This is a genomic window from Candidatus Nitrosotalea sp. FS (assembly GCF_011319475.1).
Classification (GTDB): Archaea; Thermoproteota; Nitrososphaeria; order Nitrososphaerales; family Nitrosopumilaceae; genus Nitrosotalea.
This window is the reverse complement of record NZ_RCMC01000142.1, coordinates 1-954: the sequence shown is the minus strand read 5'-3', so window position 1 is coordinate 954 and position 954 is coordinate 1. Positions and strand designations below refer to the sequence as shown.

1 protein-coding gene is annotated in these 954 nt (G+C 65.0%); it reads right to left on the bottom strand.

Translation table 11 applies throughout. The features are described from left to right. Positions 1-876, bottom strand: an 876-nt coding sequence (locus DYY66_RS05035; protein ID WP_166286750.1) for an IS481 family transposase, incomplete at its 3' end; no start/stop codon positions are given. Positions 877-954 lie beyond the last annotated feature (78 nt).

Sequence of the window (954 nt, the reverse complement as noted above, 5' to 3'; positions counted from 1 at the left end):
GTGATTGTAGTCGGTGACGAAGGTGTGGAGATAGGCGTCTCGTTCGGCATGGTCGAGGAAGCGTCGGTGATGGGCGGCGCGGTTTTGCGGCATTTGGTCGAGGTGTTCGCCGAGGCGGCGGTTGAAGCGTTCGACCATGCCGTTGGTTTGCGGCCGGAAGGGTCTGGTCAGGCGGTGAGCGATATGGCGGCGGCGACAGACGAGATCGAAGTGATGGCTGCCGGTGGGTTTGTCTTTGGGTTTGCCGGGTTTGTCGACGGCGAAGCGGTCGGTGAACTCGGAGCCGTTATCGGTCAGGATGGTGTGGACTGGCAGGGGAAAGGCGGCAAGAAAGCGTTCGAGGAAGGCGGCGGCGGTTTGGCCGCGGCGATCGGGCAGGATTTTGAGGTAGACAAAGCGGGTGGCGCGGTCGATGGCGACATAGGCGTAGCTTCGCTTGCGGCCGAGCGGCGGCAGGTATTTGACGTCGATGTGGATGAAGCCGGCCGGGGTCTCGGTTTTGAAGGCCAGGGCGGGAGGCTTCTCGGGCCGCTGGCGCGCGGAGATGCCGTGTCGCTTGAGGCAGCGGTGGATGGCGCTGCGCGAGAGCGCCGGGTTGAGACAGCGGCGCATCGCCTCGACGATGTCGTCGAGCGGGAGCGAGAGGGCGCGGCGCAGTTCGAGACACAGCGCGACCTCCCAATTGGTCATCGTGGTGGCCAGCCGATGCGGCACATGCGAGCGGTCATGCACCTCGCGGCGGCCACGCCAGCGGGCAACGGTGCGGGCACTGATGCCGAGCTCGCGCACCAGGCTGCTGGTCGAGGCGGTGCTGTGCTGGATGTAGGACCGGATCCGCGGCGTCGTGGTCGCGTTGGCGTGCAGCTTCACGTCCATGATGCAAGGCGCTCCTTCAAGAAGCCGATAGCTTGCACCAATCGAGGACGATAATGCCAATCTCCCGGGACCAAACAC